General features: G+C 71.7%; 27 protein-coding genes and 2 pseudogenes. 22 read left to right on the forward strand and 7 right to left on the reverse strand.

Features of this window, described 5'->3' with window-relative positions; all coding sequences use genetic code 11:
- The first annotated feature begins 62 nt into the window (after positions 1-62).
- A complete protein-coding gene (locus RBJ77_RS48725; RefSeq protein ID WP_372350835.1) occupies positions 63-1,133 on the forward strand; it encodes an RNA polymerase sigma factor in 1,071 nt (356 codons plus the stop codon).
- On the opposite strand, the gene RBJ77_RS48730 is transcribed toward RBJ77_RS48725, so the two are convergent.
- Both RBJ77_RS48730 and RBJ77_RS48735 read right to left on the reverse strand, forming a co-directional pair.
- The gene (locus RBJ77_RS48730; protein WP_372345132.1) at positions 1,099-1,260 is read right to left on the reverse strand and encodes an ester cyclase; all 162 of its coding nucleotides are present in this window, start codon (positions 1,258-1,260) and stop codon (positions 1,099-1,101) included. The genes RBJ77_RS48725 and RBJ77_RS48730 overlap by 35 nt on opposite strands.
- 292 nt (positions 1,261-1,552) lie before the next feature.
- Positions 1,553-1,723: an ester cyclase gene (locus RBJ77_RS48735; RefSeq protein ID WP_372345139.1), complete on the reverse strand. Its 171-nt coding sequence runs from the start codon at positions 1,721-1,723 to the stop codon at positions 1,553-1,555.
- 698 nt (positions 1,724-2,421) lie between these two features.
- Between RBJ77_RS48735 and RBJ77_RS48740 the strand changes: the two genes are divergently transcribed.
- Positions 2,422-2,757, forward strand: coding sequence for a MarR family transcriptional regulator (locus tag RBJ77_RS48740; RefSeq protein ID WP_372345133.1), 336 nt, complete (start codon positions 2,422-2,424; stop codon positions 2,755-2,757).
- 40 nt (positions 2,758-2,797) lie between these two features.
- Here the strand turns inward: RBJ77_RS48740 and RBJ77_RS48745 are convergent, their stop codons facing one another.
- A complete protein-coding gene (locus RBJ77_RS48745) occupies positions 2,798-3,037 on the reverse strand; it encodes a helix-turn-helix domain-containing protein (RefSeq protein WP_372350836.1) in 240 nt (79 codons plus the stop codon).
- Between RBJ77_RS48745 and RBJ77_RS48750 the strand changes: the two genes are divergently transcribed.
- Complete coding sequence (locus RBJ77_RS48750; protein WP_372350837.1) at positions 3,024-3,476, forward strand: low temperature requirement protein A; 453 nt, start codon at positions 3,024-3,026, stop codon at positions 3,474-3,476. The two genes, RBJ77_RS48745 and RBJ77_RS48750, sit on opposite strands and share 14 nt — an antisense overlap.
- A gap of 48 nt (positions 3,477-3,524) precedes the next feature.
- Here RBJ77_RS48750 and RBJ77_RS48755 read toward each other — a convergent pair whose 3' ends face one another.
- Positions 3,525-3,839: a cupin domain-containing protein gene (locus RBJ77_RS48755; protein ID WP_372350838.1), complete on the reverse strand. Its 315-nt coding sequence runs from the start codon at positions 3,837-3,839 to the stop codon at positions 3,525-3,527.
- A 447-nt stretch (positions 3,840-4,286) separates the two neighbouring features.
- Positions 4,287-4,562 (reverse strand): annotated as a pseudogene (locus RBJ77_RS48760) (muconolactone Delta-isomerase family protein).
- A 159-nt stretch (positions 4,563-4,721) separates the two neighbouring features.
- Between RBJ77_RS48760 and RBJ77_RS48765 the strand changes: the two are divergent.
- The 18 genes and pseudogenes from RBJ77_RS48765 to RBJ77_RS48850 form a co-directional block, all read left to right on the forward strand.
- A pseudogene (locus RBJ77_RS48765) lies at positions 4,722-4,793 on the forward strand (LysR family transcriptional regulator); the annotation flags it as partial.
- Positions 4,794-4,834: 41 nt separating this feature from the next.
- Positions 4,835-4,891 carry a hypothetical protein gene (locus tag RBJ77_RS48770; protein WP_372351535.1) on the forward strand — a complete coding sequence of 19 codons (57 nt, stop codon included), beginning with the start codon at positions 4,835-4,837 and terminating at the stop codon, positions 4,889-4,891.
- 101 nt (positions 4,892-4,992) lie between these two features.
- Entirely contained in the window at positions 4,993-5,244 is a 252-nt protein-coding gene (locus tag RBJ77_RS48775; protein WP_372350839.1) for a hypothetical protein, read from the forward strand.
- A 599-nt stretch (positions 5,245-5,843) separates the two neighbouring features.
- Positions 5,844-6,560, forward strand: a complete 717-nt coding sequence (locus RBJ77_RS48780) for an SDR family NAD(P)-dependent oxidoreductase (RefSeq protein WP_372350840.1) — start codon at positions 5,844-5,846, stop codon at positions 6,558-6,560.
- Positions 6,561-6,587: 27 nt separating this feature from the next.
- Positions 6,588-6,962: a hypothetical protein gene (locus RBJ77_RS48785; protein WP_372350841.1), complete on the forward strand. Its 375-nt coding sequence runs from the start codon at positions 6,588-6,590 to the stop codon at positions 6,960-6,962.
- Between the two features lie 324 nt (positions 6,963-7,286).
- Positions 7,287-8,231: a phosphate/phosphite/phosphonate ABC transporter substrate-binding protein gene (locus tag RBJ77_RS48790; protein WP_372350842.1), complete on the forward strand. Its 945-nt coding sequence runs from the start codon at positions 7,287-7,289 to the stop codon at positions 8,229-8,231.
- Positions 8,228-9,136: a phosphonate ABC transporter ATP-binding protein gene (phnC, locus tag RBJ77_RS48795; protein ID WP_372350843.1), complete on the forward strand. Its 909-nt coding sequence runs from the start codon at positions 8,228-8,230 to the stop codon at positions 9,134-9,136. The genes RBJ77_RS48790 and phnC overlap by 4 nt, the downstream gene beginning before the upstream one ends.
- Positions 9,137-10,891: a phosphonate ABC transporter, permease protein PhnE gene (phnE, locus tag RBJ77_RS48800; RefSeq protein WP_372350844.1), complete on the forward strand. Its 1,755-nt coding sequence runs from the start codon at positions 9,137-9,139 to the stop codon at positions 10,889-10,891.
- Between the two features lie 187 nt (positions 10,892-11,078).
- On the forward strand, positions 11,079-11,807 hold the full coding sequence (locus tag RBJ77_RS48805; protein ID WP_372350845.1) for a GntR family transcriptional regulator: 729 nt from the start codon (positions 11,079-11,081) through the stop codon (positions 11,805-11,807).
- A gap of 265 nt (positions 11,808-12,072) precedes the next feature.
- Entirely contained in the window at positions 12,073-12,513 is a 441-nt protein-coding gene (phnG, locus tag RBJ77_RS48810) for a phosphonate C-P lyase system protein PhnG (protein WP_372350846.1), read from the forward strand.
- Positions 12,510-13,172 (forward strand): phosphonate C-P lyase system protein PhnH, encoded by a 663-nt coding sequence (phnH, locus tag RBJ77_RS48815; protein WP_372350847.1) that lies wholly within the window; start codon positions 12,510-12,512, stop codon positions 13,170-13,172. Before phnG ends, phnH begins: the two co-directional genes overlap by 4 nt.
- Positions 13,172-14,266 (forward strand): carbon-phosphorus lyase complex subunit PhnI, encoded by a 1,095-nt coding sequence (locus RBJ77_RS48820; protein ID WP_372350848.1) that lies wholly within the window; start codon positions 13,172-13,174, stop codon positions 14,264-14,266. The genes phnH and RBJ77_RS48820 overlap by 1 nt, the downstream gene beginning before the upstream one ends.
- The gene (locus RBJ77_RS48825) at positions 14,263-15,360 is read left to right on the forward strand and encodes a carbon-phosphorus lyase complex subunit PhnI (protein WP_372350849.1); all 1,098 of its coding nucleotides are present in this window, start codon (positions 14,263-14,265) and stop codon (positions 15,358-15,360) included. The genes RBJ77_RS48820 and RBJ77_RS48825 overlap by 4 nt, the downstream gene beginning before the upstream one ends.
- Complete coding sequence (locus RBJ77_RS48830; RefSeq protein ID WP_372350850.1) at positions 15,357-16,340, forward strand: alpha-D-ribose 1-methylphosphonate 5-phosphate C-P-lyase PhnJ; 984 nt, start codon at positions 15,357-15,359, stop codon at positions 16,338-16,340. The genes RBJ77_RS48825 and RBJ77_RS48830 overlap by 4 nt, the downstream gene beginning before the upstream one ends.
- Entirely contained in the window at positions 16,337-17,194 is an 858-nt protein-coding gene (locus RBJ77_RS48835) for an ATP-binding cassette domain-containing protein (RefSeq protein WP_372350851.1), read from the forward strand. The genes RBJ77_RS48830 and RBJ77_RS48835 overlap by 4 nt, the downstream gene beginning before the upstream one ends.
- 5 nt (positions 17,195-17,199) lie before the next feature.
- The gene (locus RBJ77_RS48840) at positions 17,200-18,012 is read left to right on the forward strand and encodes an ATP-binding cassette domain-containing protein (protein WP_372350852.1); all 813 of its coding nucleotides are present in this window, start codon (positions 17,200-17,202) and stop codon (positions 18,010-18,012) included.
- Positions 18,009-19,232 (forward strand): alpha-D-ribose 1-methylphosphonate 5-triphosphate diphosphatase, encoded by a 1,224-nt coding sequence (locus RBJ77_RS48845; protein WP_372350853.1) that lies wholly within the window; start codon positions 18,009-18,011, stop codon positions 19,230-19,232. The genes RBJ77_RS48840 and RBJ77_RS48845 overlap by 4 nt, the downstream gene beginning before the upstream one ends.
- Complete coding sequence (locus RBJ77_RS48850) at positions 19,229-20,080, forward strand: inositol monophosphatase family protein (protein ID WP_372350854.1); 852 nt, start codon at positions 19,229-19,231, stop codon at positions 20,078-20,080. The genes RBJ77_RS48845 and RBJ77_RS48850 overlap by 4 nt, the downstream gene beginning before the upstream one ends.
- Positions 20,081-20,283: 203 nt before the next feature.
- Here RBJ77_RS48850 and RBJ77_RS48855 read toward each other — a convergent pair whose 3' ends face one another.
- Together RBJ77_RS48855 and RBJ77_RS48860 are read right to left on the reverse strand one after the other, a co-directional pair.
- The gene (locus tag RBJ77_RS48855) at positions 20,284-20,961 is read right to left on the reverse strand and encodes a response regulator (RefSeq protein WP_372350855.1); all 678 of its coding nucleotides are present in this window, start codon (positions 20,959-20,961) and stop codon (positions 20,284-20,286) included.
- Positions 20,962-22,146 carry a histidine kinase gene (locus RBJ77_RS48860; RefSeq protein ID WP_372350856.1) on the reverse strand — a complete coding sequence of 395 codons (1,185 nt, stop codon included), beginning with the start codon at positions 22,144-22,146 and terminating at the stop codon, positions 20,962-20,964. It lies immediately after the preceding gene.
- A 207-nt stretch (positions 22,147-22,353) separates the two neighbouring features.
- On the opposite strand from RBJ77_RS48860, the gene RBJ77_RS48865 reads away from it, so the two are divergent.
- Positions 22,354-23,862 (forward strand): alpha/beta hydrolase, encoded by a 1,509-nt coding sequence (locus tag RBJ77_RS48865; RefSeq protein ID WP_372350857.1) that lies wholly within the window; start codon positions 22,354-22,356, stop codon positions 23,860-23,862.
- The last annotated feature ends 68 nt before the right edge of the window (positions 23,863-23,930 follow it).

Consider the following 23,930-nt stretch of genomic DNA (forward strand, 5'->3'; position numbering starts at 1 on the left):
GCGGGACGTCGCGGTCCACCTTCCGGCCGGAACCCGTCACTTGGCCCTCGAAAGAGGTGGTCATGGAACCCGTCGAGCCACTCACCGATGCGCACCTCACCCGCCGCGCCCAGGCGGGAGAGACGGGCGCCCTCGGTCTGCTCCTCGCCCGGCACCAGGCCCGCATGCACGCGGTGGCCCTGAACCTGCTGGGGCACGGCCCGGACGCCGAGGACGTCGTCCAGGACGCCGCCCTGACCGCCCTGCGCCGCATCGGGGACGTTCGCGACCCGGACGCCGTGGGCGCCTGGCTGCGCGCCATCGTCCGCAACAACGCCCGAATGCGGTTGCGCTCCGCACGAGAGGTCCCTGGCCTCGACGGACTCGACCACCTCCGCCCACACCTGCCCGACGACCACGAACAGGTCATCGAGCAGCACGCCCTTCGCGACTGGATCTGGGACGCGATCGGTGAACTGACCCCCAAGCTGCGCCTGGTGGTGATGTTGCACTACTTCACCGCCACCACTTCGTACGAAGACATCGCAGCTGCCTGCGACATCCCGGTCGGCACGGTGCGCAGCCGCCTCAACCAGGCCCGCTCCCAACTGGCCCGCCTGCTCCTCGCAACCGCGGACCAGGCCCACGACGACGCGGCCCGGCGCACCAAAGCCAGCCATGAGGAAGGTCTCGCCACCCTGACCGGTTGGGAATCAGGCACACTCCCCCGCGAGATCAGCGAACTGTGGCCCGCTCACAGCCAGATGACCGGCCGGCTCACCCGCCCCGGCGAACACCGCCACTCCCATCCCGGTCATGCGCCACTTCCTGGAGGACGGCGTACGCCAGCGCCTGCACCACGTCACCGCCGGACGGGACGTCGACATCTGGGAGATGACCGTCACCACCACACACGGCAGCCGGCACCACTGCCCGCCGACCCTCTCCTGGCTCATGCTCCGCCGGGACGGGCGCGTCCAACAGCTCCGGGTCGTCTACCCGAAGGCGTTCCTGATCGGAACCGGTTTGAGGCCCGTACTCTCTGCCACGGCGCCAAAGGAGTTCCGCACGGGAAGACGACTACGAACGGGCTGGGGCAGAGCGGCCGGCCACCTCGCGCTACGCCTTCGCCAAGTCCTGGAGGAAGGCCGTGAAGTCCGCATCGGACCAGTGGTCGACGATCATCCCGTCCGCGACGCGGTCCACGGTGGTCGCTGTGAACGCGGCGTAGCGTCCGGTCGGCGGCAGGTCGAGGAAGCTGCCCGTATGGTGTCCGGCCAACCGCCAGCAGGGTGGCCACCTTGTCCGCCTCGGCGAGCTGGTCGAAGACGGTGATGGCCAGGTCGCCGAATGCCGCGATCAGCTTGCTGTCCATCTCCAGCCAGGACCTCCGGTCGAAGCCCGGCACATGCATCACCACATCGGGGTGAAGGTAACGTTCCCAGGACACTGGCAGATCCCGAAGGCGGTAGCTCTCGTAGAACTCCCGCACGATGCGCTTGTTCTGGTCACGTCCGACTCGGTGTTCATGTCGTGTCTCCCGTCGTGTCGTCGGGGTGACGTTGATCCGGCGTCAGGACTGGGCGCCGCGGAGGGTGTCCAGGAAGCGGCCGAAATTCCCCTCCGACCAATGCTCGACGGACTGCCCACCCACGATGCGGTCGATGGAGATGCCGCTGAGGTGGACCTCGCGGCCGGACGGCGGGATGCCCAGGACCGTGCCGGTGTGGACACCACCGAGGATCCAGCGGGTGACGACCTTGAGTGCCTTCGGCTATCTGGTCGAGGACGTCCAGCCGGTAGCCGGTGAAGGACGCTTTCAGCTCGAGGTCCCCGGCCACCCAGGCGGAGCGCTCATTGGGGCCGTCGAAACCGTGGAGCACGAGGTCCTTGGAGATGTACCGCTCGAATCCGGCGGCCAGATCGCCGTTGTAGCTGGCGTAGAAGGCCGCGGCGATCTGACGGGGCGAGCGGCCCGAGGGCATCTCGGTGACGGGTGCGTCCTGGCCGTCCGCCGAGGCGGCACCGGTCGCAGCGGCGAGGGCTGCGACCGCACCGAGACCGGTGAGAGTGCCGATCATCTTGCGGCGGGTCGAGGTGGCACCGAACGGGGTGGGCTGCGTTTCGGACATGGGAAACTCCTCGGGCTCGTGGGGGCTACGCCCCAGTTGGCCATCTCCTTGACGCGTCAAGCATTTACTTGACGCGACAAGTAGACATCGAACTCCTTGACGCGTCAAGGAGCTATGGTGGAGGCATGTCCTCCGATCAGCAGCCCTGCAGCCCCTCACCCAGGACGAGGAAGCCTTCGTTCGCGAACTCAGCCGCGTCATGCTCGCTCTTCCGCGCGCAGTCGACGCCGACCTCGTCCGCGCAACCGCACTCCCTCTGTCCGAGTACACCCCTCATGCACTCTCCGAGGCCCCGGACAGGACGATGCGGATGAACGAACTCGCTGTCGCCTGCAGCATTTCCGTGAGCGGGATGACCCGTGCCGTGACCCGCCTGGAGCGACAGGGCTGGGTCAACCGCAGCAAGAGCACCCAGGACAAGCGCGGCTGGAACGCCACCCTCAGCGATGCAGGCATGGCTCGCCTCCAGGAGGCCTGGCCCTCCTTTCTCCGTGCAGTGTCCGGCACCACCTCACCGATCACTTCAGCGGCCAGGACCTGCCCGGTCTCACCACCCGCCTCCGGCTCGTCGCGACCGCACAGGAGGGGCCGGAGCAGGGCTCTCCATCACGGCAGCGGTGAGCATCCTCAGTTGGCCGCTGGTTGATCACCGTCGGCGCCACACCACCGCCGCCCAGGGCCTTTTCCTATGCGCGGCGGGCCGGTAGCGGTTCGATCAGGTCGATGATGGTGCAGTCCAGGATGTCTAACAAGGCCATCAAGGTACGGAGGCTGAGCCGCTCCGGTCGCTCGGTCACGTGGAGCGGCACGCCCTGCTCCTGCTGGTGGTGCTGGGTGAATCGGTCGTGGCCATCAGGATCGGCGCCGAGAGCGCGGACAGCCGTGCGGTGGGACGCGCCGTTGGCACTGGGCGTGGCCCTGGGCATCGCCGTGGCATCGGGCCTGTGGTGGGTGTACTTCGATGGCGACGAGAGCCGCGCCGACGATGAGTTCGAGCGGGCCACCGAGCAACGCCGCCAGATGCTGGCCTACTACGCGTTCACCGGCGCGCACCTCGTCATGATCATCGGCGTGATCCTGGTCGCGGCCGGCATCACGGACGTCATCCATCCCCTTCGACCAGCCGGCTCACCGCTGGTGGCTCGGCAGCGGCACCGCGGTCTTCCTCCTGGGCCATGCCGCCTATCGGGGCCTCTGGGCAGCGGCCGGATCACCGACCGCGCTCTGGGAGCCGCGTGCGCGGTACCGCTGGCCGCCATGGCGTCGCGTGCGGGCGGCTGGCTCGGCATGGTCTCGATCGTTCTCGTTCTCTCGGCCATCGCCGCCGCCGACCACCGTACGGTGGCTCAGCATCGCGAAGGGTGATGGCGGCACGCCGTCCGTCCCTCGCCCAAGGATGATGCGGCCGCGCCGTCAGAGGCCACGGCGCCCGACCGCGCAGGTACCCTCAGCTGGCAGCTGCGGAGATTCATCCGTCCTCGGGCAGGATCGTGACGTGATGCGCAAGGAGGCCGTCCACCACTGCCGCATACCGCGCTCGGGACCCCAGGCGGGCGAGGTACCTCCGGCCTCGGGGACATCTCCGTTCTCCACGAAGAACTTCTCGTGCCCTCCTGGTGTGAACAGGAAGAGCATCCGCGCGTCGGCGTCCCCGACGTTCTTGAACCGGTGGCGGGTCCCTCTGGGGATGAAGACGAAGTCCCCGGGACCTGCCATCTGAACTGGCATCGCCGTTGAGGAATTCGAGCTGCCCAGACAAGACGTAGAACGCCTCGTCCTCGTTGCCGTGGCTGTGGGCCACAGGCCCGTTCCCGGGTGGTGCCGACGGCCTCGGCAAACCCGAGGGAGCCGTTCGTCTCCTCCGCCGTGATCTTGATCGTGTACGTGTCGCCCGCGAGCCACCGCCGGGCGCCCTCGAGTGCCGCACGAACACGCCGCCGCGGGTGGTCCAACGCGGGTCGTCCTTGCTCGGCACGAGAAACGGGAAACTCATCTGATTGCTCCTCGGAGGCCGGTCATGTGTCATGCGTCTGGGCGTGAACAACGGTTGCAGGAACAGGGCCTGGACGTACCCGGGTTCACCACGGGGGAGGTCCCTGGCGTCCAGCCGGTGGCGAATCCGGGTTCATCAGGCTCACACGGCCGAGCGACGACAGTGGTCAGGTGCTCGGAGCGTCATTGGTGGGGTTCGAGCGCGGTGACCGTGACGGTCATCCACGAGCGCGGCGGCAGGGTTCCGAGCACCCGGTCGTGGAGTTCGTCCTTGTCGGCAGCGCGCCAGGGCTACCGACGCTGCGCAGCTCTCCGACCGGTCGCCACAGGCGCGCCAGGTGGCCTTCGGCGGCCAGTTCGCGGGCGCGCACCGCCTCGGCAGCGCGGCGGCGGTCGACTCTCTTCGGGCGTGGTGCCCTCGGGAATGGTGGTGGTGATCTCGACCAAGTACTCGTTCATGGTCCTCTGCCTTCCTCGACGGCGCCGGCGGCAACGCCCCAGGGCTTCTGTGGTGGCGCGCTGAGCCATGTCCTCATCGTGCGCCCGGCACCTGCCGTCGCCACGACCGGTGTCCTCCTGGTGATAGGCGGAGCCTCCCACCGGCCGTAGCATCGGCGCGTGGAGCTTCGCCAGCTGCGCTACTTCGTCGCGGTCGCCGAGGAGCTGAACTTCGGCCGGGCGGCAGCCCGGCTGCTGATCGCAGACCGTCGCTGTCCCAGCAGATCAAGGCGCTGGAACGGGATCTGGGAGTGGCGCTGTTCGAGCGCGACCGGCGTTCGCGGCGCTGACCGCGGCAGGCATCGCGCTGCTGCCGCACGTGCGGTCCCTGTTGGACCGGGCCGATGACCTCACGATCCGGGCGCGGACGGCTGTCGGGATCACAACCGAAGTGCGCCTCGGCTACGTCAACTGGCTGCCACCCGATCTCGCCGCCGCCCGTGCCGCGGGGGTGGCAAGAGTGCACGTGGACGCGTGGATCGCGCCGTCCCACACTCTGGCGTCAAGGGTCGCGGAGGGCAGCCTCGCGATCTCGCCGTGTGCCGGGTGCGCCGAAGACCTGGAACGGCTCGGCCTGGTGGCGCGCCTGGTCGGCGCCGACCGGCTCTTCGCCGTGTCCCCGGCGCCCGTTCGGGTCCGGTGAGCGCGGGACACTGTCGTCCTGCTGGACGACGACGCCGCTTCCTGGTCGTCGTGGAACGACTATGCGCAGGAACCTCCCAGGACACGTGCCTGGTGAGCGGATCTCGACGGCGGTGACGGGCCCCGCGTTCTTCGACCACGCGCGCCGCTCCGGCCCGGCCGGTCGTGGTACTCGCCAGGCGGGCCAGACCGTCGCCCTCCCGCCCGACATCTGGTCCGGCGCCCGGTGGCAGGGCCGCGGGTGTACTGGACGTGTGTCGCTGGTGTGGCGCGACGGACGAGGAGCGTTCGGTGGTGCTCGCCGCGGCCGACGCACTGTGCGGCGAGGTCGGCGACCTCGGACTGCACGCACCGGACGTCTGGCTCCCGGCTGGTGACCCGTACCGGCCGGACTCCGCCGAAGGGCGCTGACCAGCGCTGGTAGTCCAGGCCTTCCAGCAGGGAGGAACCCGGTCCCGGGGCGGGGCCGGTAGGGCGTTGCCCGGCATGGGACACGGTGCCTACTGTCGAGGAACCGACCGGCGGCTGGAGCCGCGGTCGAAGAACCCCGCCCCCAGCGAGCCGCGTACCCGTGCTCGACGGGAGTCCAGGAGACATGTCATGAACACGTTAAACATCCAGAGGGTTGCCGTCATCACCGGGGCCTCCCAGGGCATCGGCGCAGGCCTGGTCGACGCCTACCGCAAGCTCGGCCACGCCGTCGTCGCCACCTCGCGCACCATCGCCCACGCCGACGACGCGGGCGTGCTGACCGTCCCCGGCGACATCTCCGACCCGTCCACCGCCGACCGCCTCGTCTCCGCCGCCGTAGAACGCTTCGGCCGGATCGACACTCTGGTCAACAACGCCGGCGTCTTCCTCGCCAAGCCCTTCACCGACTACACCGACGAGGACTACGCAACCGTGGTCGGCGTGAACCTGACCGGGTTCTTCCGCCTCACCCAGCTCGCCATCGGCCAGATGCTCGCCCAGGGCGGTGGCCACATCGTCAACGTCACCACCAGCCTCGTCGACAACGCCGACGCCCGGGTCCCCTCCGTACTCGCCTCATTGACCAAGGGCGGCCTGCAGTCCGCGACCAAATCCCTCGCCATCGAGTACGCGAGCCGCGGCATTCGGGCCAACGCCGTCTCCCCCGGCACGATCCGCACCCCCATGCACGCCCCCGAGACACACCAGTTCCTCGACGGCTTGCACCCCGTCGGCCGCATCGGCGAGATCTCCGACATCGTCGACGCCGTTCTCTACCTGGAGAAGGCGCCGTTCATCACCGGCGAGATCCTCCACGTCGACGGCGGCATGAGCGCCGGCCACTGAACACCCCCGACCTCCAGGAGTTTCGCCATGCACCACACCACCGCGAGCGAAGAGAAGATCCTGCGCGGCGTCCTGGACGGCTGGAAGGAGGCGGTCGACCAGCACCAACCCGACCGGATCGCCGCCCACTTCACCGAAGACGCCGTCTTCCAGGGCCTGCACCCCTACACCGTCGGCCGCCCCGGCATCACCGCCTACTACGACGCGCAGCCCCTCGGCCTGAGGGCCGACTACCGCATCCTGGAGACGCGCCGCCCGGCCGACCACCTGATCCTCGGTTACCTCAGCGTCGACTTCTCCTTCACCGACCGCCCCACACTCACGGTCAGCCTCGGCATCCTGCTCCAGGAGACGGACCACAGCTGGGCCATCGCCCACTACCAGGTCTCCCACCTGGCGTGACCACCACCCGCAGCCGCTCGTCCCCACGCCGGCCGTCGGGACGAGCTGCAGGAGTTCGCCCTGACGACCGAAGCCACGCCCCAGCACACGCACTCGGAAGCCGTTGTCCCCACTGCCCCTGGCCTTGGCCTTGGCCACTACGGCCGGACAGTCGACCGTAGGGCGGATGGCAGGGTGTCCACAGGTTGTCCGGTCAAGCGCCTCGTTGCCTTCCCCGGAGTTAAGCCGCCCGTAACCGATCGCCTCGGGTACGCACACCTGCTCTCCCGATGGTGGGCGTGCTCACCGGTGACCCAACCGCCCGAGACGTTCGAAGGACGACCTATGCACCGCCACCTCCGCGTTCCTCTCTGCGCCGCCGCGGCCCTGCTCCCGCTGGTGCTGACCTCCTGCGGCCAGAGTGCGGCCGACGACGGCTCCAGTTCGGCGGGGCGCGACCCCGACACCCTGGTGGTCGCGGCGATCCCCTCCGAGGACTCGAACTCGCTCGCCCAGGCCTACGCACCGGTCATCAAGCTGCTGAAGGCGGAGACCGGCAAGAAGGTCCAGATGCAGAAGGCCACCAGCTACGCCGCCGTGATCGAGGCGCAGCGGGCGCACAAGGCGGACATCGCCTTCTACGGTCCGCTCTCCTACGTCGTCGCCAAGGACAGCGACGTGGGCGTGGAACTGGCCGGCTCGCTCGTCACCGCGAAGGACGCCAAGCCGGGCTACCGCTCGTACGGCATCACCCTCAGCGGCAACAAAAAGATCAACAGCCTCACGGACTTCAAGAACCACAAGGTCTGCTTCGTGGACCCGACCTCGACCTCCGGCTACCTCTACCCGCAGGCCGGCCTGGTGGAGGAGGGAGTGAAGCCCGCCGACTACACCAAGGTGATGGCCGGCGGCCACGACGCCTCGGTGCTGTCCGTCGCCTCGGGCGACTGCGACGCGGGCTTCGCCTACGACACCATGGTCGACAGCGACCTGATCAAGCAGGGCAAGATCAAGAAGGGGCAGATCAAGGTCGTCTGGAAGTCCGACGAGATTCCGGGCTCCCCCGCCGCCGTCTCGACCGACCTGGAGCCCGGCCTGCGCAAGAAGGTCATCGACACCTTCCTGACCAAGGCGAACGCCGACTACATGAAGTCCAAGGGCTACTGCTCCGGCGACGGCTGCATGATCGACGGCAACTGGGGCTTCACGAAGGTCGCCGACGCCGACTACGACAGCGTCCGCGCCGTCTGCGACGCCACCAAGGACGCCCAGTGCAAGGCGGGCTCGTGACGGCCGCCGTCCCGGCCGCCGCCGACACCCCGCGCGTCGCCGCCGCGGCGGACGGCGGGGAGCCGGTGATCCGGCTCGAGGGTCTGACCAAGCGGTTCGGCAGCGGCAGCGGCTCTCTGCTCGCCCTGGACGACGTGTCGTTCGACGTGCGGCCGGGCGAAGTGGTGGCGCTGCTCGGGCTGTCCGGGTCCGGCAAGTCGACGCTGCTCTCTCATCTCGACGGTCTCCAGGCACCGACCGCAGGCGACGGCACCGTGCTCGGCACCCGCCTGGCCGGGGCCGGGCGGGCCGAACTGCGGGCGCTGCGCCGCCGGATCGGCTTCGTCTTCCAGCAGTTCCACCTGGTCGGCAGGCTCACCGTGCTGGAGAACGTCTGCACCGGCGCGCTCGGTTCGCTGCGCGGTCCCCGCCTCGGCCTGCCGACGTATCCGAAGGCCGTACGGGAGCGGGCGCTGGACGGTCTGGAGCAGGTCGGTCTCGCCGCGCACGCGTTCCAGCGCGCGGACACCCTCTCCGGCGGCCAGCAGCAGCGGGTGGCGGTGGCCCGCGCGCTCATGCAGGAGCCCGCGCTGCTGCTGGCCGACGAGCCCGTGGCCTCCCTCGATCCGGAGTCCTCCGCGCAGATCATGCGTCTGCTGTCCCGAGTCGCGAAGGAGCGTGAACTGACCGTGCTGTGCAGCCTGCACCAGGTCGACCTCGCCCTGTCCTGGGCGCACCGCGTCGTCGGCCTCCGTTCCGGCCGCGTCGTGATGGACGTCGCGACCCGCGGCATCGACCGGGCCACGGTGATGCGGCTGTACGAGGCGGTCGAGGCCGACGCCACGGTCTCCGTCGATCCGGCGCACGCGGACGGCACGGCCGTGGGCGAGCCGGTCGCGTCGACGGCCCTCGGGAAGGGGGCCTGAGTGCCCGTCGTCGAAGAACGTCCCCGCGTGGTCCCCGCCCCCGACCCGGGCGGAGAGGGCGAGCAATATCAGGCACGGCGCACCCTGGCCCGGCCGACAGCGGCCGGGCTGAGCGCGGCGACGGCGCTGCTGGTCTGTGTGGGCGGTGGGGTGTGGGCGTTCGTCGCGCTGCGCCTGAACGTCGCCACTCTCGTCGACAGCGCCGGCAACGGCGTCGATTTCCTGTCCCGGACGGTGCCGCTGGACTTCCCGCCCGCGGGCGAACTGCTGTCGCTGACCTGGCAGACGCTGGCCATCGTCATCAGCGCGACCCTGCTGTCGGTGGTGCTCAGCGTGCCGCTGGCCCTGCTGGCGGCCCGTAACACCACCCCCGGCCGGACCTCGCGGGGCGTCTCCCGCACGGTGATCGTGCTGTGCCGGGCGGTGCCCGAAGTGGTCTTCGCCATCGCCGCGTTCCGGGTCTTCGGTCTGGGCGGCATGACCGGTGTCGTGGCGCTCGGCATCCACTCCGTCGGCATGGTGGGCAAGTTGTACGCCGATGCCTTCGAGCAGATCGACGAGGGGCCGCGCACCGCGCTCCGCGCGACCGGGGCGGGCGCGCTCCAGCAGATCACCGGCGCCGTGCTCCCACAGGCGCTGCCCTCCCTGGTGGCGACCGCGCTGCACCGCCTCGACATCAACCTACGCGCCTCGGCCGTGCTCGGCTTCGTCGGCGTCAACGGGCTCGGGTACGCGCTGTCGACGGCCATCGGCACGCTGAACTACCGGCGGGCCATGGCCGTCGCGCTGGTCCTGCTGGTGCTCTGCTTCGTGGCCGAGTCGGTCTCCGGCGCCATCCGCCGCACGCTGTTGCAGGACGTGACCACCACGGCCCGGACCTCCCGCCGCGCGCGGCGCACCGAAGCCCTGCGGCTGACGCAGCTGCGCGAGCCCGAGCCGAAGCGGTCCCCCGCGCAGGAGGCGGCCGGCGCGCCGCGCACCCTGCCCCGCTGGGACGCACCCCGCCTGCGCCGCGCCACCTGGGTGGTGCTGGGCCTCGCCCTGCTGGTGGCGTCGGCATGGGGGGCGGGGCTGTCGTGGCGGACGCTCAGGCGCGGCACCGAGTCCTTCTTCCCGACGCTGGGCGACTTCCTGCCGCCCAGTACCGGCGGTATCACCGGGCAGTTGTGGGCCGATCTGTGGGTTACGCTCCAGATCGCGCTGGCGGGCACGTTCATCGGCGTGGTGCTCGCGCTGCCGCTGGGCGCCCTCGCCGCCCGCAACGTGGTCGGCTCCCACCGGGTGGCCCGCTTCTTCCGCACGCTCGTCCTGATGGTGCGGGCCGTGCCCGAACTGGTCCTGGCGATCGTGTTCGTCGTGGTGACCGGGCTCGGCGCCGTCGCCGGGGCGCTCGCGCTGGGCATCGGCTCGGTCGGGCTGCTGGGCAAGCTGGTGGCGGACTCGCTGGAGGAGACCGATCCCGGTCCGGCCCGCGCGCTGACCGCCACGGGCGCCCGCAGGCACCAGGTGTTCTTCGGCTCCGTACTGCCCCGGGCCTGGCCCGCGATCGTGGGACACCTGCTGTACCAGCTCGACGTCAACGTCCGTTCGGCGACGCTGCTGGGCATCGTGGGCGCCGGCGGCATCGGCTACGACCTGCTCAACGCCGCCCGTGTCCTGCAGTTCCCGGTGGTGACCTCGGTAGTGCTGATGGTGCTCGCCGTGGTGCTGCTCATCGAGGGCCTCGCCGTCTGGGTGCGCAAGGTCTACGCCTGACGCCCCGTGACACCTCCGGAGGCCGCCGTCCCGCAACGGGGTGGCGGCCTCCGGCTTTGCCGGTCCCCGAGACGGCCCGGCCGGAATTCCTGGCGCTACGACAACTGCTCCCACCGTTCACCTGCCGGAACCGGAACCGTTCATACCGCCAACCTGTCCGGACAACTCGCGAGGCGAGAGTGAACAGGTGCCCAGACGAAGCCGATACACCGAGATTGCCGAGGTGCTCGCCGCGGAGATCGCCGATCAGGCGGTCGGCACGCGCGTCGCGAGCGAGCACGAGATCGCCGCGCGTTTCTGCGTCAGCCGGGCCGCCGCTCGGTCCGCCGTACAGGAGCTGGAGGGCCGCTATCTGGTCCGCCGGGTCCGGGGCGCGGGCACCTTCGTCAACCGCCCCCTCGACTACGTGCTCTCGCAGAGCCGTGCCCCCTCGATGCACCAGACCGTCCGCGAGGCGGGCGGTGAACTGCGCACCGTGGTGCGCGAGGTAAGAACGGTCACGATCGAGGGTGTCGTCGCCGAGCGCCTGGAGCGCGAGGCGGGCAGCGCGGTCCATCTACTGACCCGGCAGTCGTACATCGACGGACTGCTCAACGGCTGGTCCCAGGAGTGGATCCCGGTCGACATGCTGCCGGAGCTGGACGCGGCCGTGCACGCCGTCGAGTCGCTGGACTCCATCCTGCGGCAGATGTGCGGAGTGACCCCGGTCCGCGCCTGGTGCCGGGTGAGCAGCGTGCTGCCGGACAGCCGTGTGTCGGAGGGGCTGGAGACGGAGAACAACCGGCCCGTGTGGCTGGTGGAGAGCCTGAGCCGGGACGCCGGGTCCGGGCGCGCGGTGATGTGCAGCTCCACCTGGTCCCGGCCGGACAGCACCCGGATCATCGTCGAACTCGACGGGCCGTCGGCCACCGCCTGATCCCTCGCCCCTGCCCCACCACTCCGTTCGTCCGATCCCACCCGTTCCCCGCTCTGCGGCAACGACGCCGGCGGCTCCCTTCCCTCCTCGTGGCGACGACGCCGTCGGCCTCTCGCGCCCACCGTGCCACCTTCCCGGTGCACGGCCGGGCCCGCCCGCCGACCTGCGCCCCCGCACGGCCCGGCGCGCCTTCCGCGCTCCAAGGCCCACGCCCACGGCGGCCCGAAGTCCCCCTGCAACAACGCCCATGCGACAAGGAGTTCCTGTGCCCTCCCCTGCTTCCCGTGAACGGCGGTGCGAGCTGCTGGCCGCCGCCGGACACGACGACATCGTCCCGCTCGCCGAGCGGCTGATCGCCGCGTCGGACGATCCCGAACCCACCGTGTTCAAGGGCCCCGAGACCGGGATGGTCGTCCTCCAGGTGCGTGAGCCCGTCGAGGAGACCCGCTTCTACCTCGGCGAGGTCCTGGTCACCGAGTGCTCGGTCGAGGTCGCCGGGGTCCCCGGCTGGTGCATGCGCCCCGGTGACGACCGGGTCGCCGCCCTCGCCGGCGCCCTGCTGGACGCGCTGGCCGAGACCGGCGGACCGGCCGCCGCCGAGATCGACGCGGTCTGCGCCGAGGTCGCGGCGCGGCTCGCCGCCGAGGAGGCCGCCGAGTGGGCCGACGTCACCGCCACCACCGTCACCTTCGATGAGCTGGTATGACCGAGACCCCCACCCTCGCCCCGCAGCCCCGTACCGCCGTCGGCTCCGGCCTTTCGGCCGCCGACCAGGTCCGTGCCCTGCGCCGTACGTCCGTCGCCTCGCAGCGGGACTTCACCGCGCTGCTCGACGTACTCGCCCGGCCGGGCCGGGTCCGGGAGCTGGAGGTACCCGAGGGCGCTCCCGCCGCCGCGCTGGCCGCCTGCGGTCTGCTGGACGTCGAGGTCCGCACCCACGTCCTGGCCTCGCCGGACGACACGCTGTGGGCCGAGGCGCTGCACGCCGCCACCTCCGCGCCGCACGCCGAACTCTCCCGGGCCCGCACGGTCGTGGCCCTGCGCCCGGTCACCGCCGACGACATCACCGCTCTCGCCGTCGGCACCCCGCTCGCCCCGGAGAACGGCGCCCGCCTGTTCGCGTCGGTCGACGCGCTCGACGGGGACGGACCGCACGACGTGGACCTGCTGCTGTCGGGCCCCGGGATACCCGACGGGTCCGAACGCCGGCTGCGGGTGCGCGGCCTCGATCCGACCGTGCTGGAGGCGCTGGCTCGCGCCAATTCGTCCTTCCCCTGCGGTGTCGACGTGTTCTTGGTCGCCGCCGACGGCCGCGTCGCCGGGCTCCCCCGCACCACCCGGGTCCGTACGGCGGAGGCCGCCTGATGGGGTACGCCGGAGTACGCGGCGGCCAGGAGGCCATCGCCGCCGCCGAACGCCTGGTGCGCGCCGCCCGCTACGGAGGCGAGAGCGCCTGGCTCGATCTGGACCAGATCACCGCCTGGCTCCCGCTCGGCACGGACCGGGTGATGGGCGAGGCGGGCCTGTGGGCGCCGGAACTGGCCGCCCGGGCCGTCCGCCAGTCGCAGGGCGACCTGCTGGAGGCGGCGCAGCTCCTTCGCGCCCACCGGTCGACGCTGCCCCGGCTGGGCTACAGCCTGCCTTCCGGGACCACCGACCTGCGCCCCGCCCGCCGTGTCGCGCCGGCACACCGCAATCCGCCCGGCGGCCAACTCCCGGGCCCCGCAAGCCGATACGCGCCCCGCATCCTCGACCTCACCCCCGAGGAATCGCTGCGCACCACCGCACACACGCGCGCCGACACCCCCGGGCACGAGCCCGATCACTCCCCCACCCGCCCCGCGCCGCTCGACGACGGTCTGGAGGCCTCCGGACTGCTCGCCTCGCGCAGCGACCCCGCCGACCCGGAGCCGTACGACATCACCCGTGCGCCCGCCCGGCCGGGCACCCCGCGGTCGGCGCGGCTGAGTGCGCTGGCCAGGGCGGAGACCGGGTCGCTGACGCACCTCTGGTACACGGCCACCCGCTCGCCCCGGCACAGCGCGTCCGACGTGGCGCTCGAAGTGCGGTACGGGCGGCTGCCGTTGCGGATGCCGCACCCGGTGACCGGTCGTGCGGTGACCGTCGCCCGAGTGCCGGTGACCGAGGCCCGCACGGTCCGTCCCGACGACCGGCCGCGCCTCGACGGCAGCCGTTTCGACGCGGGCTACGGCCTGTGCCTGGGCGACGCCGAGACCAAGGCCCTCGGGATGGCGGCGCTCGACCTGATGGTGCACCGCGACCCGGTGACGGACCGACTGGAGCAGAACGTGCTGATCGCGCTGGACGGCCCGGAGGCGTCCGGCTTCCTGGAACACCTCAAGCTGCCGCACTACGTGGACTTCCGCTCCACGCTGGACCGCATCCGTGCGGTGCACGCCGCCGTGGCCGCGCCCGAGCGGACGGAGGTGGCCCGGTGACCGTGATCGACTCCCCCACCACGACCAAGGCCACGCCCGCCTGGCTCGGGCTCGACCAGATACTCGAACGGCTCCCCCTCGCCGTGGACCGCGTGATGGGCGAGGCGGGCCTGTGGGCCCCCACGTACGCGGCGCGGGCCCTACGGCAGGCCGGGGGCGACCCGGTCGACGCGGCACACCTGCTGCGCGCCCACCGCACCGCGCTGCCCCGGCTCGCCGTCTCCGACCCGGTGCACACCGGCGAACTGCGGGTGGCCCGCCGGATCAGCTCGGCGTTCCGCAACCCGCCCGGCGGCCAGGTGCTCGGCCGGACGCTCGACTACGTGGGCCGGCTCCTGGACCTGCTGCCGGAGGGCCAGGGCCGCGAACGGCACCGCACCGCACGCCCGGACGACGCACACGACCACACGCACAGCCACGTCCATGGTCACCAACACGGCTCGCCAGAGGACCAGTTGGACAGGGGCGACGACGCAGTGGAGCGGACGCCCGGTCATGTCCTGTCCGTCTTCCGTGAGATGGGAGTGGTCGGCCCGGCCGCACCCCACGACGATCCCGACCCGTACGACATCACGCGGCGGCCGGTCCGCCCGGGCGTGCCCCGCTCGGCGTGGCTGCAGACGATGGCCCGCGCGGACACCGGGTCGCTGCTGCACGTGTGGTACGGCTCCGACTGGCGGCCCGCGGGCCACGAGGTTCCCGGTGAACTCCGGCACGGGGCCCTGCCGGTCCGCGTCGCCCACCCCTTCACCGGCCGGCCCGTCCGGGTCGCCGGGGTGCGGGTGAGCGAGGTGCAGACGTTCCACAGCCTGCCCAAGGCCGGCGAACTGCCCACCCACCTCGACGTCGGCTACGGCGTCTGCCTCGGCCACAACGAGCGCAAGGCGATCTCCATGGCGGGCCTCGACCTGCTGCTCGCCCACCACGACGGCGCGTCCGACCTCCAGTACGACGTACTGCTCACCCTCGACGGGCTGGACGCCACCGGCTATCTCCAGCACCTGCTCCTGCCGCACCACGTCGAACACCGCTCGGTCCTGGACCGGGCGGAGGCGGCCCGCGCGTACCACCCCCGATCCGAAGGATCCGCATGACCACCGCACCCGTCGGCCCGGCCGAGGGCCTGACCACCCGGCTGGCCGGTCCCGCTCCGCGGCCCGGCATCTTCGACGAACTGTCGCGGCGGGAGATCCGCCGCTCCATCCTCACCGCGCTCGCCGTCCCGGGCTACCAAGTGCCGTTCGGTTCCAGGGAGATGCCGGTGGCGCGCGGCTGGGGCTCCGGCGGTCTCCAGGCCACGCTCGCCCTCGTCGGCGAGGACTCCCGGCTGAAGGTGATCGACCAGGGCGAGGACGCCGGCGTCAACGCCTCCAACCTGCGCCGCCTGGTCACCGAGCACGTCGGCTGCGAGGAGGAGACCGACACCCGCGCCGCCGACGTCATCCAGTCCCGCCACCGCATCCCCGAGGAGCCCCTGACGGACGGTCAGGTCCTGGTGCTCCAGGTGCCGGGCGCCGAACCGCTCGCGGGGATCGTCAAGGAGATGGACGAGCAGCGGCGCATGCACGCCGAGGCCGACTACTCCAAGATGTGGGTCCGCCTCTACGAGGACGTCGTGCACAACGGCGTCATCACCGCGGCGGCCGGCTATCCGGTGCTCGTCGAGGGCCGGTACGTGATGACGCCGAGCCCGATCCCGCGCTGGGACGTGCCCAAGCTGAACGACTCCGAGGCGGTCACCGTGCTGTCCGCAGGGCGCGAGAAGCGGCTGTTCGCGGTGCCCCCGCACACCAGGGTTGAGCCGCTGACCTTCGAGGACCGCCCGTTCGAGGCGGAGTTCACGCCCGGCGCCGTGTGCCGGCTGTGCGGTTCCGCCGACACGTACATCGTCCAGGAGCCCGGTGCGGACGGCACGTTCAGCACCTGGGTCTGCTCGGACACCGACTTCTGCCGCCGGCGCCGTTCCGGCGACGCCCCCGACCCGATCCCCGGGCGGCCCTGGATCCCGGTCGCCGACGGCGGCGTACTGGACGAGGCCGAGGTCCGGCAGCACGACGAGGAGCAGCACGCGTGAACACCACCCCCGTTCCGCCCCCGTGGGCACTCAAGGTGAGCGGTCTCGGCCGCGTCTACGGTGATCCGGGCCCGGCCTCGCTGGCCGGCACCGGGCCCGAGTTCGGCACCGCGGTCTCGCCGCAGACCGGCGCGGTCGTCGCCGCCTGGGACGTGTCCTTCGACGTGGCGCCCGGCGAGGCCCTGGGCATCATCGGCGAGTCCGGCTCCGGCAAGTCGACCGTGATGCGGTGCGTGGCCGGTGACGAGCGGGCCACCGCCGGCGGCATCCGGCTGCGCGGCGTCGCCGACGGCGCGGTGGACCTCAACACCCTCGACCCGTCGGACCGGCGCCGCCTGCGGCTGCGCGACCTCGCGGCCGTCTACCAGGACCCGGCCGCCGGACTGAACCTGGACGTGACGGCCGGCGGCAACATCGCCGATCCGCTCACCGCCGTCGGATGGCGCAATTACGCCGAGATACGCGACCGGGCAGCAGCCCTGCTCCAGCGCGTCGAGGTGCCCCTGAGCCGCATGGACGACCTGGTGCGCACCTTCTCCGGCGGCATGCGCCAGCGCGTACAGATCGCCAAGGCGCTCGCCAACGAGCCGCCGGTGCTGCTGCTCGACGAGCCCACCACCGGTCTGGACGCCTCCGTCGCGGCCGGGGTCCTCGACCTGCTGCGGAGCCTGCTGGAGGAGACGGGGGTGGCGGCGGTCGTCGTCTCGCACGACTTCGGCGTCATCGACATGCTCACCCGGCGGGTCCTGGTGATGCAGCACGGCCGGGTCGTCGAGTCCGGCCTGACCGACCAGTTGCTGGAGGACCCCCAGCACCCCTACAGCCAGCAGCTCATCGCGGCGGCCCGAGGATGATCGCAGTGAACCCGACCACGACCCCCGTACCCGTTCCCGCGCCCGTCGGCCCGGTCCCCGACGACACGGTCCTTTCGGTGCGCGGCCTGCGCAAGTCGTTCACCCTGCACACCGTCGACGGGCGGACCGTGGGCGCCCTGCACGGCGTCGACGTCGACGTGCGGCCCGGCGAGCACGTGGCGCTGGCCGGCACGTCCGGCGCCGGCAAGTCCACCCTGCTGCGCTGCGTCTACCGCACGTATCTGGCGGGCGGCGGCGCCATCTGGTTCCGCACCTCCGACGGGTCACTCGTGGACGTCGCGGCGCTGCCCGACGCGGAGGCCGCCGACCTGCGCGGCCGGGAGATCGGCTACGTGTCGCAGTTCCTGCGTCCGCAGCCGCGCCGGTCCGTCCTCGACATCGTGGCCACCTCGGGCACCGCCCGCGGCATGGACCGTGCGGCCGCCCGTGACGCCGCCGCGGCGGCGCTGCGCCAGGTGGACATCGCCGAGAACCTCTGGGACATGCACGCCACCGTGCTGTCCGGCGGGCAGAAGCAGCGCGTCAACATCGCGGCCGGCACCATCGCCCCGCCCCGGCTGCTGCTGCTCGACGAGCCCGTGTCGGCGCTCGACCCGGCGAACCGGGAGGCCGTCCTCGGGCTGATCGCGCGCCTGGAGGACACCGGCACCGCGGTGCTGTCCGTCTTCCACGACCTCGACGCCATCGAACGCCTCGCGACGCGCGTGGTGGTGCTCGGCGGCGGCCGGGTGCTGGCCTCGGGCGCGCCCGGCGACATCCTGCACGACCCGACTCTGCCGCTGGAGGTGGCCCGATGAGCCGTCATGTCTTCGCTCACGCCCGAGCCGTACTGCCCGACCGCACCGTGGACGACGCGCTGCTGGTCGTCGAGGACGGCATCGTCGTCGCGGCCGGTCCTGTCGTGCCCGGCAAGGTGCCGGCCGAAGCCCAGGACCTGCGCGGCGCGCTGGTGATGCCGGGCATCGTCGACACCCACAGCGACGCCCTGGAGAAGGAGCAACGCCCGCGTCCGACCGTGGAGTTCGCCCCGGAGTTCGCGGTGGCGAGCTTCGAGGGCCGGGTCCGCGCGGCGGGCGTCACCACGATGCACCACGCGGTCAGCTACCAGACCAACGTCTACAAGGACCGCACCATCGAGCGCTCGCTGGAGCTGGCCGCGGCGGTGCGCGAGCGCGCCGCCTCCGGTCAGGCACTCGTCGACCACCGGCTGCTGCACCGCCTGGACGCGCGGGACGCCGATGCTCTGAAGGTCCTCCGGGACACCCTGGCGGCGCTCCCGGCCCAGGACGTGCCGCCGCTGGTGAGCTACGAGGACCACACCCCGGGACAGGGCCAGTACCGCGACCTCGACTCCTTCCGGGCGATGATCCAGCAGTCGGAGAACCTCGACGCGGAGGGGGCCGCGGCCTACGTCCGCGACCGGATCGAGTCCCGCTCGTCGGGTCTGGCCCAACGGCTGCGCACGCTGGAGCAGTTGGGCTCCTGGGCGCGGGCCGGCCGGGTGCGGCTGCTGGCGCACGACGTGGAGAGCGCCGAGCAGGTGGCAGAGGTGCGGTCCGCCGGCGCGGCGGTCGCCGAGTTCCCGACCACCGTCGAGGCTGCACGCGCGGCGAAGGCGGCCGGACTGCCGGTCGTGGCGGGCGCCCCGAACGTGCTGCGCGGCGGATCGCACAGCGGGAACGTCTCCGCCGAGGAGCTGATCGCGCTGGACCTGGTGGACAACCTCTCCAGCGACTACATGCCGACGACACTGCTCGCCGCGGTGCTGGACCTGGCCGGACGCGGAATCGTCCCGCTGCACCGCGCGGTGTCCCTGATCACCTCGGGCGCGGCCCGCACCGCCGGTCTGGACGACCGGGGTTCGCTGGCGCCCGGCCTGCGGGCCGACCTGATCGTGCTCACCGTGCACGGCGGCCAGCACACCCTGCGTATGTCCCTGCTCGCGGAGGAGACCCAGGACAAGGCGGAGGCTCCACTGTCGTTCGCTCGGCTGCTCGCCGGGGCGGTGACCCGATGACCGCCGCGCACGAGAACGCCCACCCCGCGCTGGCCGCCGCGGCCGGCGCGGCCCTGAGCGCCTATCGCGAGGCCCGCGCCGCCCACAGCCGCGAGGCACTCGCCGAGACGGTGGCGCAGGGCGCCGACGGCACCCCCACGATGCGGATCGACCGCCTGGTGGAGGACGCCGTGCTGCGGGCGCTCGACGCGCACCACGTCAACGTCCTTTCGGAGGAGTCCGGTTGGCTGGACGAGGGCTCCGAGATCTCCTTGGTGATCGACCCGCTCGACGGTTCGGCGAACGGCGCCGCGGGCGTCCCACTGACCGCGTTCGCCGGTGCGGTGTCGGTGGCCGGGGAGTTCACGGAGGCGTTCACGGTGTGGCTGGACACCGGCCGTTCCTGGTGGGCGCACCGCGACCGTCCGGTGCCGTACCGTACCTCGGGCCGCCGTGAGCTGGTCGGCTCGGCCCTGTCGATGCTGCGCCCGCACACCGCCGAGCCGGGTCCGGCGGCGGCCTGGTGGGCGGCGGCCTCGCGAGCCCATCGCGTCCGCATCCTGTCGACGACCTGCCTGGAGGCGGCGCTGGTGGCGGAGGGTGCCACCGACGCGTTCGCCGACGCGTGCTCCGACACGCACCGACTGGTGGACCTGGCGGCGGCCGCGGTCATGGTCCCGGCCGCGGGTGGGGCGGTCCTCGACACCCGGGGCCGTCTCCTCACCTTCGACACCGATCTCACCCGCCGCTGGTCGGGCGTCGTCGCGGCGACACCCGAACTCGGCGCCGAACTCGTGTCGGTGCTCGCTGAGGCGGAGGATGCGGCCGGGACCGGAGCAGGTAGTTCCACGGCCCCGCCCGGCCTCTGACAGGAGGAACAGGGAGCAAGCCCGACCACGTCCCCGGGTGAGGGCCGGCGCACCGGGCCGTCACCCGGCGGGCCCCACCATCCTCGAACTGGCCGACGACTTCGCGATGGAGATGGCCCAGCGGCCTGTGCTGCACGGCCTTGCGAAGAGCCTCGCCGGGGTACCCGGGTCAGTCGTCCGCCTGCCGGATGACGTGTACCCGGTCACCCCTCGGCGTCGCGGACCATGAGCGCGATCTGCACCCGGTTGTCGACCGCCAGCTTGGCGAACAGGTTGCCCGTGTGCGCCTTGACGGTCGCGATGCTGATGTGCAGCCGCTGGGCGATCTCCGGGTTGCCCAGCCCGTCCGCGATGGCCCGGGCGGTGTCGAGTTCCCGTTCGGTCAGCGCGGACAGTTGTCTCCGCGCGGCTTCGCGGGACGAGCGGCGGGCCTCGGATGACTGCGGCCCGGTGGCTGCGGCGATCACTCGTGCCGTGGCCGCCGGGGACAACACGGGGTTCCCGTCCGCGACTGTTCGCACCGCGTCGAGGATCCGGGCCGGCGGGGTGTCCTTCAGGACGAAGCCGAGTGCTCCGGCGCACAGCGCGCCGAGCACCAGGTCGTCGGAGTCGAACGTGGTCAGCATGAGCACCCGCGGCGGCACCGGCCGGGTGAGGAGTTCCCGCGTCGTACTGAGACCGTCACGGCCCGGCATCCGGATGTCCATCAGCACGACGTCCGGCCGCTGCTCTTCCACCACGGTGAGCGCGGCGTCCCCGTCGGCAGCCTCGGCCACGACGGTCAGGTCCGGTTCACCGTCGATGACGAGTCGCAGCGCCAGCCGCACCAGTTGTTCGTCGTCGACGATGACGACACGCACCGGCTCCGGCTCGTCGTCCACTCAGCTTCTCTCTTCGTGATCGTGGTTCGGCCAGGGTAGTCGCACCGCGAGGACGTACCCGCCCTCGTCTGTCGGGTGGTGTCTGAGTTCTCCGCCGGCGAGGGCGATCCGTTCGGCGAGACCGAGCAGGCCGAACCCTGATGCCGGCGGCCGAGTCGTCGTCCTGGCGGACGGGGAGTTGTCGACGCTCACGTGCAGTTCGTGCCCGGCCGCTCCTTCAACAGAGATGCGTACGTTGGCGTCGGGGGCGTGCTTGGCGGCGTTGGTCAGCCCCTCCTGAATGACCCGGTAGCAGGTTCGTCCGACGACGTCGGACGGTTTGCCCCGCACCGTGATGGTGAGCGTGACGTCCAGTCCGGAGGCGCGGGCGTCGTCCACCAGGTCCGGTATGCGGTCGAGGGAGGGCTGTGGCGGTTCGGGGCTGCCCGGGTCGGCGCGGAGCACACCGAGGACGTCGCGAAGTTCCTCCAGCGCCTGGTGGGAGCCGTCGGCGATGCCGCGGATCAGGGAGCGGTTCTCCTCAGTGGTGAGGCTGCCGCGGTGGTCCAGCACACCGGCCTGCAGGGCGACCAGGGAGATCCGGTGCGCGAGCACGTCGTGCATCTCCCGGGCGATGCGGTTCCGCTCCTCGGCCCGAACTTGCCCCGCCCGTGCCGCCTGTTCCCGTTCCGCACTCTCTGCCCGGTCGCGCAAGAACCGCATCTCGACACGTCGTGCGCCGATGGCCATGCCCATGGCCACCGCGATACCCGCGGTCAACGCCGTGAGGGCGAGCTGGAGCCAGGTCGAGCCGGGCGGGCTCGTGACCGGATAGAGCACGAGGGTGAGTTGCGACGCCGCCACGTACACGAGCGCGACAACTCCGATCGGCACCGCACGACGGCGCGTGGAGATCGCGCACAGCGCCAGCAGCGAGGCACCGATGGCGAGTGTCGACACGCCCGAAGCGATGGCGACGGCCATGGCGACCACCAGCGGGAACCGTCGCCGCCACAGAAGCGCCGCCAGGCAGCCGAGTGCCACCAGCGGATCACCGGTGACGAACCAGGAACACGTGCCGGTCGCGCACCCCGGCGGCAGCGCCGCTGCCGTGGAGAGCCAGAAGGGGATGCCCAGTGCCGCGGCCGCCGCCAGCCGCCAGGTCTGCTGCCACCCTCCGAGTCGTGGCGCGACGTCCTTGTCCATCCGGCCATTGTGGCGAAGCCGTGCGGCCGGATCAGCAGACCTGGGGACAGTCCCTCCTCCGACCAGAGGCGGATCACCGCTTCGCCTTTGGTCGAAGGTGGCTCAGGCCGCCGGGCCGATGTGCCGATGACGCCGGATGGACAGACTCGTGCCCGTCACCGACCGTTCCGGCGCGCGACCTCGTGCGTCACATCAGGAGGACACCCGATGCGCAAGATCTTCTCCCTCGCCCTCTCCGCCACCGCAGTCGCGGCGGCCGCGCTGTCGGGCGCATCGGCAGCGGCGACCTCGGACACGGTGGCGGCCACGCCGGACTCCCTGCGCTGGGGCCCGTGCCCACAGCAGGCCGAATCGAAGAAGGTCGGATCGCAGAAGGTCGGATCGCAGAAGGCCGAGGCGCCCGGTCTTGAGTGCGCAACGCTCGGCGTCCCGCTGGACTACCGCGATCCCGGCGGTCGGCAGATCGAGATCGCCGTATCCCGGCTCGCGAGCAAGGATCCTTCGAAGCGCCGCGGTGTGCTGCTGACCAACCCGGGCGGCCCCGGCGCGTCCGGGCTCGACTACCCGGCTCTCCTCGCCGGCGCCGGACTGCCCAAGGACGTCCTCGACTCCTACGACGTGATCGGCATCGATCCGCGTGGGGTCGGCCGCAGTACGCCGGTCACCTGCGACCTGACACCGCAGCAGCAGGATCGCGGCAACTTCCCGCCGTACGCGCACACCTCGGCCGACGTCGCCCGGGAGGCGCCGCACGCACGGGCCGTCGCCGAACAGTGCGCCACCTCACGGACGGCGTGGATGCTGCCGTACGTCACCACCGCCAACACCGCGCGCGACATGGACCGGATCCGGACGGCGCTGGGCGAACCGAAAATCTCCTACCTCGGCGCCTCCTACGGCAGCTACCTCGGCGCGGTGTACACGACGCTGTTCCCCGGGCGCAGCGACCGGATCGTGCTCGACAGCAACATGGGCCCCGAGGGCTACGGCCTGACGGACTTCCGCCTGCTCGCTCGCGGGATGGAGGACCGGTTCCCGGACTTCGCGGCGTACGCGGCCGCGCACCCGGAGAACGGTCTGGGCACCACGCCGGAAGAGGTGACGGCCAAGTTCTTCGAACTCGCGAAGCGGCTGGACGCCGCACCGGTCGGCGGCATCGACGGGACGCTGTTCCGCGGAGTGACGTTCGAACGCCTCTACGTCGAGGGCCTCATGCCCCAACTGGCCAAGGAATGGCAGGCGCTGGACAAGGGCAGGCCGCTGCCGCCTCCGCCGTCGGTCCCGGAGAACTTCTTGGCCAGTCATCTCTACGTGGCCTGCGGGGACTCGCGTTGGCCCGGCAAGGTCCGGGACTACCAGCTCAACGCCGCGGTCGACCGGCTCAAGTACCCGATGCTGGGCGGAAGCACCGGCAACATCAAGCTCTGCGCGTACTGGCCGGACAGCCGGGTCGAGCAGCCGGTGCGGATCGGTGACCGCGGCCCGTCGAACGTCCTCATGGTGCAGAACGAACGGGACCCGGGAACGCCGCTGGTCGGCGCCATGAAACTGCGCCGCGCCTTCGGCGACCGGGCCGCGATGGTGACCGTCGACCAAGGCGGGCACGGTGTCTACCCGTTCGGCCGCAACACGTGTGCGAACGACACGGTGACCGCGTTCCTGGCGGGCGGACAGCGCCCGTCCGAGGACCTCTCCTGCGCGGCGGAGCCGAAGTGAGAAGGAGCGCAACCGGGCCCCTCTCGCCGTGTCCCAGAGGTCAGGAACCAGCCACAAAGCAAGCACGG

It is taken from the genome of Streptomyces sp. KL116D (assembly GCF_030766975.1).
GTDB classification, from domain to species: Bacteria; Actinomycetota; Actinomycetes; order Streptomycetales; family Streptomycetaceae; genus Streptomyces; species Streptomyces longispororuber_A.